Raw genomic sequence first — 9428 nt, 5'->3', positions numbered from 1 at the left:
GGGCCTGCTCGTCGCCGTCATCACCGCACCGCTGCTCGATCTCGACGCGGGTGGCTGGCTCGCCTTCGCCGGGGCCCACGCTGCTGCTGCCGTTGCCGCTGCCGTCGGTACCGTTGCCGTCGGTGTCGTCGATACGGCCGCCGACGCCGTCCGAGTCGTCGGTGCGCGCCCTGGCGGGGGTGGTGCGGTCGATCGTGCCAGTGCTGTGGTCGGTGTCGTGCATGGTGATGACTCCTCGGGGATGCGGATGCGGCTGGTGGAGATCGGGCGAGTGGCGGACCGGGCGGCGGACGGGCTCAGCGCGCGACGGGAGCGGTCTCGGCGATCCGGTCGCGGATCACGAAGCCGAGGCCGGGTCGCTGCTCGACCTGCACCAGGCCCTCCGCGATGGTGACCGGCCCGGGCGCGTCGATGGCGCCGATCGCGACGAAGCCCGCGTCCTCGACGTCCTCGACCTCGGTGACCTGCGGGAGGGCGAGGGCGAGCTGACTAGAGAGGTCGGGGAGCAGGTGTGGCGCGAGCGTGAGTCCGGCGTCGTCGACGAGTGCGGCGATCGCGAGGAAGGGGGTGATGCCGCCGACGCGGACCACGTTCGGTTGCAGGACGTCGGCGACGCCACGGTCGACGAGGTCGCGGAACCGGTGGATCGTGTGCACGTTCTCGCCCAGTGCGATCGGGATGTCGGTCGCCTGACGGAGCCGTTCGTACCCCGCGGTGTCGTCCGAGCGCAGTGGCTCCTCGATCCACGCCGGGTCGACGACGCCGAGCCGCTCCAGGGAAGAGACCGCTTGGTCGACGTCCCAGCGCTGGTTCGCATCGATCATGAGCCGGCGGTCCGGTCCGAGCAGTTCACGCACCATCGTCACGCGGTCGACGTCCTCGGCGAGGTCGGGCTTGCCGACTTTGATCTTGACGGCGTCGTAGCCCGCCGCGATCCACCGCTCGACCTGCGCGGCCAGTGAGGCGGCGTCGAGGTGGAGGTTCACGCCACTGCCGTACGCCCGGACCGTGTCGCGTCGACGGCCGAGGAGGTCGGGGAGACCGAGACCGGCCCGTCGCCCACGGAGGTCCCAGAGCGCGGTGTCGAGCCCGGCGAGCGCGATCGTGGTGATCCCGCCACCCCCGGCCTCGTGCAGATGCGCCCACAGCCGCGGCCACAGCGCTTCGGGGTCGGTCGTCGCTCCGAGGGCGGCGGCCGTGATGTCGTCGTCGAGCAGCGCCCGGACGGCCGTGGCCCCGATCGTCGGCGTCCACGTGAAGCCCGAGCCGGTCGCCCCCTCGTCATCGACGACGTCCACGCGGATGAGATGCAGCCACGGCGCCTCGGGCACCCAGGGGCGTGGCATGGCGAACCGGCCGAGCGAGGTGGTGATGGAGGCGATCCGGGTCATCGTCAGCGCCCTGCGGCCAGCGTCGCGTGCTCGGCGACGAGGTCGGCGCCGGTCGCGAGGAGTGCCTCCAGGCGGTCGGTCTGCTCGGGCGTCGGGTCGACGAAGGGCGACCGCACGGAACCGACCGGCAGACCGCCGAGCCGGACGCCGGCCTTGATGAGTGACACGGCGAAGCCGGGGGTCTCGTCGCGGAGGGCGACCAGTGGACGGTAGAACTCGCGGAGCAGGCGCTCGCGCAGCGGCTCGTCGTGCTCGGTGTACGCGCGGTAGAACAGCGTCGCGAGCTCCGGCAGCATGGCGAAGACGGCCGAGGAGTAGAGCGGGATGCCGATGCCGCGGTAGGCGGCCTGCGTGAGCTCGGCGGTGAGGAGGCCGTTGAAGAAGGCGAAATCGTCGCGTCCCTCCTCGTGCACCGCCAGCACGATGTCCTGGGCGGCCGCGACGTCGCCGACGCCGTCCTTGAAGCCGACGACCTGCGGGTTGCGGGCGAGGTGACGCATCGTCGCCGTCGTGTACCGGGCGTTGTTCCGGTGGTAGACGATCGCCGGGAGGCTCGTCGCCGAGAGAACGTCCTCGACGTACGCCTGCAGCCCGGCCGCCGGCCCGGAGACGAGGTACGGCGGCATGAGCAGGATCGCGTCGGCGCCCGCCTCTTCGGCCGCCACGGCGAGCTCCTTGGCGGTCGCCACGCCTCCTCCGGCGCCACCGATGACCGGGACGGCCCCGTCGACGACCTCGACGGTCCGCTGGACGACGCGGGCGGCCTCCGACGGCGACATCGCGTGCAGCTCGCCGGTGCCGCAGGCGGGGAACACCCCTCCCGGGCGGTGTTCGAGTCGCGACTCGAGGTGGGTGCCGAGGAGCCCCAGGTCGACCTCGCCCGCGGCGTCGAAGGGGGTGATCGGGAAGTACAGGACGCCGTCGAAGGCGAGCGGTGCTGGCATGGTGGAGGTCCTCGTCATCGTGGGGCTGGGGCTGGAACAGGAGTGGTGGCCGGCCGGCCGGTGTCGGCGGCGAGCAGGTCCGTGAGGCGGGCCGCCTCGGCAGGGCTGAGTGCGGATCGCCAGTCGTGCTCCGGGCGCCACCCGAGGTGGGCGGTGGCCTTCGCGCTGCTGAAGGCGGCGGCTCGATCGACGAGTCCGTCGGCGAATCCGGCGGTGCTCGGGACCTGCGCGGGCAGCAGGGTGGACAAGGGTGCGAGGGCCAGGGCGTCGTCGGCGCCGACGAAGTACACCTCACCGGAGTACCGGGCCTCCGCACGATCGATCCAGGCGGCGACGAAGCGGCCGGCGTCGCGCGCGTCCACGTAGTTGTAGAGGGAGACGGCCGCGAGTGCGGGATCGGCGAGCCGGTCGACGATGGTGTGCCCCTGCTGCGTCGGCGCGCCCTCCCACTCTTCCGGGGAGACGACGAAGCACGGCCGGAACGCACCGGTCACGACGGCGTCACCGTGGGCTCGGGCGAGCATCGCGACGGTCGACTCGATCGCGACCTTCGACAGCGCGTAGGCGTTCCACGGGGCGACCCGGTGCTCCTCGGTGATGGGGAGCGCCTCGGGCGTCCACCCGTGCGGGGCGCCGTAGCCGATGACGGTCGGGCTGCTCGCGGCCAGCAGCCTGGTCGCCCCGGCGGCGATCCCGGCGGTGAGGGCGGTGAAGGCGAGCGTCTGGTTGGTCGACAGGATGACGTGCTCCGGCGCGCTGAAGGGCACGGCGATCGCCGCCAGGTGCACGACGGCGTCGGGCCGCAGGGTGGCGAAGAGCTCATGGGTGGCGTCGTGGTCGAGGAGGTCGGCGGTCCGGCCCTCGACGCCGGGGAGTCCGGGGTCGGTCCGATCGACGGAGACGACCTCGTGGCCTGCTTCGGCGAGGGCGCTCGCGACGCTCCGCCCGAGTCGTCCTGCGCCGCCGGTGACGATGATGCGCATCGGTGTCCTCTCTGACCACGTCCGGGTCGACCAGGCCGACCGCACCAACCGGGAAACCGGTTTCTCAAAGTGAGCCTATAGGATGATTGAGGACGGCACCACCCGTGACGAGTTGAACGAGGACGTATGAGCAACCGGTTCCCCAGTGCTGGACCGACACCGACGATCTCCGACGTCGCCGAGCAAGCGGGCGTCTCGAAGGCCACCGTGTCGCGTGTGCTCAACGGCAAGGCGACCGTCGACGCGACGATCGCCGACCGCGTCCTCGCCGCGGTCGACGCCCTCGGCTACCGGCCGAGCATGCTGGCCCGAAGCCTGTCGCTCGGCCGCACGAACACCATCGGGGTCGTCGTGCCCGACCTCGAGAACCCGATGTTCCAGGAGATCCTGCGCGGGGTCACCCGGGCCGCGGCGACCGACGGCTACCGCGTCCTCGTGACCGACACCGAGGAGGACCCGGCAGACGAGGCTGCGGCGGCCCGCGAAGCCCGTCGTCGCTGCGACGCGATCGTCCTCTGCTCACCCCGCCTGGCCGAACCGGAGCTTCGAGCGCTGCTCGCCGAACTGCACCCGGTCGTGCTCGTCAACCGTGAGCTCGCCGACTCGCCCGTGCCGTCGGTGTCCATCGACTACGCCAGCGGCATGGAGCAGGTGCTCGCCGAGCTGCACGCACTCGGGCACCGGCGCATCCTGTACCTCGCCGGGCCCGCCGCGAGTCAGGGCGATCGCCTCCGACGGGTCGGCATCGCCCGCGCACGCTCGGACCACGACGACCTCTCGGTCGACATCGTGCCGGCCGGTTCCGCGCTGGTGGACGGCGCGGCGGTCGTCGACAGCGTGCTGCAGCACGACGCGACCGCCGTCGTCGCCTTCAACGACCTCGTCGCCCTCGGGCTCGTCTCGGCGCTCCGCGGTGCCGGTGTGTCCGTCCCCTCGGCGCTCAGTGTGGTCGGCTTCGACGACATCCCGTTCGCCGCGTTCGCGGTGCCGGCGCTCAGTACGGTGTCCGTCCCGCGACGCGAGCTCGGCGCCGAGGCGTGGACCAGACTGCGCGACACCATCGGCGGCGCGGAGGGTGGACACCCGCTCGTCTTCCGACCGCGGTTCGTCGCCCGGGAGAGCACCGCCGCCCGCCCGGCCGCGAGTCCACCGGTCTGGCACGGAACCGAGCAGCACCCCATCTCACCGGAGCTGACCGCCCGGCTCGGCGACCGCGAGGTCCTCGTCCTCCACGACGGCAGCGGCCTCGAACCGACCGACGCCCCGCGACCGTTCGCACACCCCGTCACCTCGCTCGACGGGACCGTCGTCACGGAATCCGCTCCCGACGACCACCCCCACCATGTCGGTCTCTCGATGGCCGTCGCCGACGTCGACGGCGTCTCCTACTGGGGCGGTCGCACCTACGTCGCCGGGCAGGGGTCGACGATGCTCGACAACCACGGTGTCCAGCGCGTCACCGAGACCGAGGTGGGCGCCGGTGTGCTGCGTCAGACCCTCGACTGGGTCGGGCGCGACGGGACGACGCAGCTGCGGGAGTCGCGCACCACGGTCGTCGAGGAGTTCGCTGTGCCCGTACCCGGCGTCGGGAGCGGGAGGTCGGCGCTCCGCGTCGCGGTCTCCAGCGTCCTCCGTGCGACGGGATCGACGGTGACGATCGGGTCGCCGGCCACGAACGGCCGTAAGGGCGCCGGATACGGCGGATGGTTCTGGCGGTTGCCCGCAGACGCCCACCGGTCCGTCCTCAGCGCGGACGGACCGGGGGAATCGACCGCGCACGGCTCGCGTGCGGCGTGGGTCGCCTTCGTCCTCGACGCCGACGGGAGCGCCGACCCGGATGCGAGCGACACCACGGAGCCCGCCCCGACGCCGGCTCGACGCCCCACCACGGTCCTGTTCCGACAGTCCGCAGCGAACGCCTTCCCCTGGTTCCTCCGTGCGGCCGAGTACCCGGGTGTCGGGGTCTCGCTCGCCGCCACCAGCCGCACCGCCATCACCGCCGACACCCCGCTCGTCACCGGTCTGGAGGCAGTCGTCGTCGACGGTGCTCTGGACGCGGAGCAGGCGGACGCCATCCACCGCGCGCTCCTCACCGCCGAGGAACGCGGCACCGAACCGCGCAGTACTGAACCGCGCAGCACAGGGAGTGACGCATGATCAGCACCGACCACCCCACCGCCCCGACCGTCGTGGTCGTCGGGATCCACGGACATGGCGCCAGTCACGTGGCGGCAGCCAGGGCGCTCGCCGCGACCGGCGCGATCCGCCTCGTCGGACTCGTCGACCGGACCTTCACCGAGGAGGACCGCGCAGCCGGGGACGCACCGCTCCGCGACTCGCTCGAGGAGTGCTTCGCCGCCGGGCGGGTGGACGTGGTCATCCTCTCGACCCCGATCCACACGCACCTGGACCTCGCCGTCGCCGCACTCGAGCACGGCGCCGACGTCCTGCTCGAGAAGCCGCCGGTCACCTCGAACGACGAACTCGACCGGCTGCAGGCCACCGCCGCCCGCACCGGTGGGCTCGTCCAGGTCGGGTTCCAGAGCCTCGGATCGCACGCGATCGGCGAGATCGCGGCCATCGTCGACAGCGGGGAGATCGGGGCCGTGACAGCACTCGAGGCGAGGGGCACCTGGGTCCGCACCGTCGGGTACTGGACGCGTGCCGCGTGGTCGGGCAGGCGCACGCTCGACGGCACACCCGTCGTGGACGGTGTCGTCACCAACCCCTTCGCGCACGCGGTCCAGACCATGCTCCGGCTCGGCGGCACGACCGACCGCGCGGCGATCGCCACCATCGACCTCGATCAGTACCGGGCGAACGACATCGAGGCGGACGACACCTCGGTCGTCCGCATCACCCCACAGCGCGGTCCGATCATGACCGCGGCGCTTACCCTGTGCGCGCGGGAGACGACCGATCCGGTGGTCACGGTCCACGGGGAGCTCGGCTCGATCCGGTTCCACTACACGCGCGACGAGGTCGAGGTGGTCGTCGACGGCGTCACCCTGCGACGCTGGACGACGGGCCGGACCGACCTGCTCCCCGACCTCCTCCGCGCGCGCGAGGCGGTCCGGGCCGGTCAGGACGCCGCACTCGTCAGCTCCCTGGCCGACGCGTCCGCCTTCACCGCCGTCCTCGACGCGGTCCGGTCGGCTCCAGCGCCGCACCGCATCCCCGCAGATCTCGTCGAGTGGCTCGGGACGGGCGACGAGCGCCGCCCGGTCATCCCGAGGATCGAGGAGCTCGTCGCGGAAGCGGCCGCCACCGGCAGCACCTTCGCCGAGCTCGGGACCGAGTGGGCCCGGCGATGAACGACGAGCGGCCCGGGCCGGATGAGGGCGACCGCCGGCGCAAGCACGCCCGACTCGTGTCGCTCCTGGAAGCCCGCGGAGCCGGCACGATCGTGCTGCGGTCCGCCGCCGCGGTCAGCTGGTACCTCGACGGCTCGCGCGTCCATGTGAGCCTCGCGGCTGACCCGATCGTCGCGGTCGTGGTCTCGCCGGACGACGCATGGCTCGTCGCGACGTCGAACGAGGTGGACCGGCTGCAGGCCGAGGAGCTGCCCGACATCCGGGTTCGGACGGTGCCGTGGCACACGCCGATCGACACGGTGTTGCCGAGTGGGGACGGGGTGCTCCAGGAGGCCGACGTCACTGCCGAGCTGCGCGCCGCACGTGCGTCGCTCCTCCCGGCCGAACTCGCGCGCTTCCGTTCGCTCGGGCGGGAGACGACGTCGGCGCTCGAGACGCTCGTCGACGGGCTCGACCCTGCCTGGACGGAACGCGCCGTCGCCGCAGACCTCGCCGGGCGTCTCGTCGCAGCCGGGATCGACCCGCTCGTCCTCCTCGTCGCCGGGGAGAGCAGACTCGCCCACCGACACCCGCTGCCGACCGGGGGGCGACTCGGTTCCCGGGCAATGCTCGTCGCCTGCGGCCGCCGCGACGGGCTCATCGTGAACCTCACGCGGTGGTTCGACGAGGGCGGCACCCCGGCGGAGCCGTTCGCCACCGACATGCAGCGCATCCGTGCCGTCGAACGCGCCTACCTCGACGCCACCGTGCCGGGCGCCTCGCTCGCCGACATCCTCGGAACAGGGAGCGCGGCCTACGCCGAGCAGGGCTTCGACGCCGACGAGTGGACGAAGCACCATCAGGGCGGTGCGGCCGGCTACGCGGGACGTGACCCGCGCGCCACGCCCGAGGCGACCGACGTCGTCCAGCCATGGCAGGCCTTCGCCTGGAACCCGACCGCACCCGGCGTGAAGGTCGAGGACACCGTCGTGGTCACGCCCGACGGCGTCGAGGTGCTGACCACGAGCACGGCCTCGACCCACCCGACCCCGACCACCGTGGGAGGCTGAAGAGATGACCCGGCACATCGTGATCGCACCGGACTCGTTCAAGGGCACGGCGACCGCCGCGGAGGTCGCCGAGGCGATCGCCGAGGGGTGGCGGACCGTCCGGCCCGATGACCTCCTGCAGTCGCTCCCGATGGCCGACGGCGGTGAGGGTACGCTCGACGCGTTCGCTGCAGCCGTGCCCGGCGCGCGTCGGCACCCGATCACGGTCACCGGCCCGGTCGGCGACCCGGTGGACGCCGAGTGGCTCGAGCTGCCCGACGGCTCGGCGGTCGTGGAACTCGCGCAGACGAGCGGGCTGACCTTGCTCGACCCCCTGCAACCGTTCGCGGCGCACACCGTCGGCTTCGGTGAGGCCATCGCGGCCGCGCTGGACCACGGTGCCCGGCGCCTCCTGCTCGCGATCGGGGGAAGCTCCAGCACGGACGGCGGAGCCGGGCTGCTCACCGCGCTCGGGGCGCGGCTGATGAACGCCCACGGGGGACCGGTTGCCACTGGCAACGCCGGACTCGCGACGCTCCGCGACATCGACACCGCCGGACTCCGCGCGCTGCCGCCGGACGGCGCGGTCATCCTCAGCGACGTGACCAACCCGCTGCTCGGCGACCGCGGTGCCGCTGCGGTCTTCGGTCCGCAGAAGGGTGCGACTGCCACCGACGTCGCCGTCCTCGACGCGAACCTGGCGCAGTTCGTGACCCGCGCTGCGGTCGCCTTCGGCTCGGACCGCACGGAACGCGCAGCGGTCGAACCCGGCGCCGGTGCCGCGGGCGGTGCGGGCTACGGGCTCCTGCTGTGGGGCGCCACCGCCACCTCGGGCGCGCGCGGCGTCGGTGAGGCGATCGCCCTCCCGGAAGCGGCCGCGACGGCGTCGATCGTGATCACGGGCGAGGGCCGCTTCGACGACCAGACGGCCGACGGCAAGGTCGCCTCCTGGGTCGCCGGGCTCGCGGCGGACCGGACCATGCTCGTCGCCGGGGCGATCCAGGCGCCCACCGAGGGGATCTTCCTCGCGGCGGCATCGCTCACGGAGCTGGCCGGCGGCGTCGAGGCGGCGATGGCCGAACCGCTCATCCACCTGCGTGCGGCAGGGGCGGCACTGGCCACCCGGTACCGCCCCTGATCACCTCACCTGGCGGTGACGTACGTCATGCGGTGACGTCGATGAGGATCTTCCCGACCGTGTCGTCTTCGACGGCGGCGTGGGCCGCAGCCGTTTCGGCGAGCGGGAACACCGTCAGCGCCAGACCGTGGTCTTCGCCGACGTCGAGCGCGCCGTCCTCGATCGCGGCGGTGATGTCCTCGGCCGCGGCGTGGAGCGCGGCGTCGCCGACCGTGTAGAGCAGCATGAACTGCAGCCGCGTGTTGAGCCCCATGTGCGGACGGATGTCGAGCGTGATCGAGTCCCCGCCGTTGTTGGCGTAGCTGACGACCGTGCCGCGCGGGGCGAGGACCGCCTGGTCGAGGGGGAGGTTCTGCGCGATAGCGACCTCCACGACGAGGTCGACGCCGTCGGGTGCCACCTCGCGGATCGCCGCGGCGGTGTCGCCCTCGCGGTAGTTGACGACGTGGTGCGCTCCCGCGGCGGTCGCGAGGCGGGCCTTCTCGTCGCTACTGATGGTGCTGATCACCGTCGCGCCCGCCCAGCGCGCGAGCTGGATCGCGGCGTTGCCGACGGCCCCGGCGCCGCCCTGGACGAGGACCGTCCGGCCGTCGAGGGCTCCGGGGGCGAGCCGGGTCGGGCCGTCCTGCG

Annotated in this window: 9 protein-coding genes; 4 read left to right on the top strand and 5 right to left on the bottom strand. The window is 73.0% G+C overall.

From position 1 onward, the window contains the following. The 4 genes from IFT89_RS18730 to IFT89_RS18715 form a co-directional block, all read right to left on the bottom strand. A partial coding sequence (locus IFT89_RS18730) for a hypothetical protein (protein ID WP_202939711.1) occupies positions 1-223 on the bottom strand: 223 nt, incomplete at its 3' end. 73 nt (positions 224-296) lie between these two features. After that, positions 297-1391, bottom strand: coding sequence for a mandelate racemase/muconate lactonizing enzyme family protein (locus IFT89_RS18725; RefSeq protein WP_202939710.1), 1095 nt, complete (start codon positions 1389-1391; stop codon positions 297-299). 2 nt (positions 1392-1393) lie between these two features. Beyond that, positions 1394-2335 carry a 5-dehydro-4-deoxyglucarate dehydratase gene (locus IFT89_RS18720; RefSeq protein WP_086474959.1) on the bottom strand — a complete coding sequence of 314 codons (942 nt, stop codon included), beginning with the start codon at positions 2333-2335 and terminating at the stop codon, positions 1394-1396. A 14-nt stretch (positions 2336-2349) separates the two neighbouring features. Continuing rightward, the gene (locus tag IFT89_RS18715; protein WP_202939709.1) at positions 2350-3318 is read right to left on the bottom strand and encodes an NAD-dependent epimerase/dehydratase family protein; all 969 of its coding nucleotides are present in this window, start codon (positions 3316-3318) and stop codon (positions 2350-2352) included. A 126-nt stretch (positions 3319-3444) separates the two neighbouring features. Between IFT89_RS18715 and IFT89_RS18710 the strand changes: the two genes are divergently transcribed. Genes IFT89_RS18710 through IFT89_RS18695 form a run of 4 tightly spaced genes read left to right on the top strand, consistent with a single transcriptional unit; the run spans position 3445 to position 8798 of the window. Next, a complete protein-coding gene (locus IFT89_RS18710) occupies positions 3445-5475 on the top strand; it encodes a DUF6807 family protein (protein ID WP_202939708.1) in 2031 nt (676 codons plus the stop codon). Continuing rightward, positions 5472-6632, top strand: a complete 1161-nt coding sequence (locus IFT89_RS18705) for a Gfo/Idh/MocA family protein (protein ID WP_137243859.1) — start codon at positions 5472-5474, stop codon at positions 6630-6632. The genes IFT89_RS18710 and IFT89_RS18705 overlap by 4 nt, the downstream gene beginning before the upstream one ends. Continuing rightward, positions 6629-7681, top strand: coding sequence for a M24 family metallopeptidase (locus IFT89_RS18700; protein WP_202939707.1), 1053 nt, complete (start codon positions 6629-6631; stop codon positions 7679-7681). The genes IFT89_RS18705 and IFT89_RS18700 overlap by 4 nt, the downstream gene beginning before the upstream one ends. A gap of 4 nt (positions 7682-7685) precedes the next feature. Continuing rightward, entirely contained in the window at positions 7686-8798 is a 1113-nt protein-coding gene (locus IFT89_RS18695) for a glycerate kinase (protein ID WP_202939706.1), read from the top strand. A gap of 25 nt (positions 8799-8823) precedes the next feature. Here the strand turns inward: IFT89_RS18695 and IFT89_RS18690 are convergent. After that, a partial coding sequence (locus IFT89_RS18690; protein WP_202939705.1) for a zinc-binding dehydrogenase occupies positions 8824-9428 on the bottom strand: 605 nt, incomplete at its 5' end.

This window comes from Plantibacter sp. CFBP 13570 (genome assembly GCF_014841395.1).
GTDB lineage: Bacteria > Actinomycetota > Actinomycetes > Actinomycetales > Microbacteriaceae > Plantibacter > Plantibacter auratus.
This window is presented reverse-complemented; position numbering and strand designations above follow the sequence as displayed.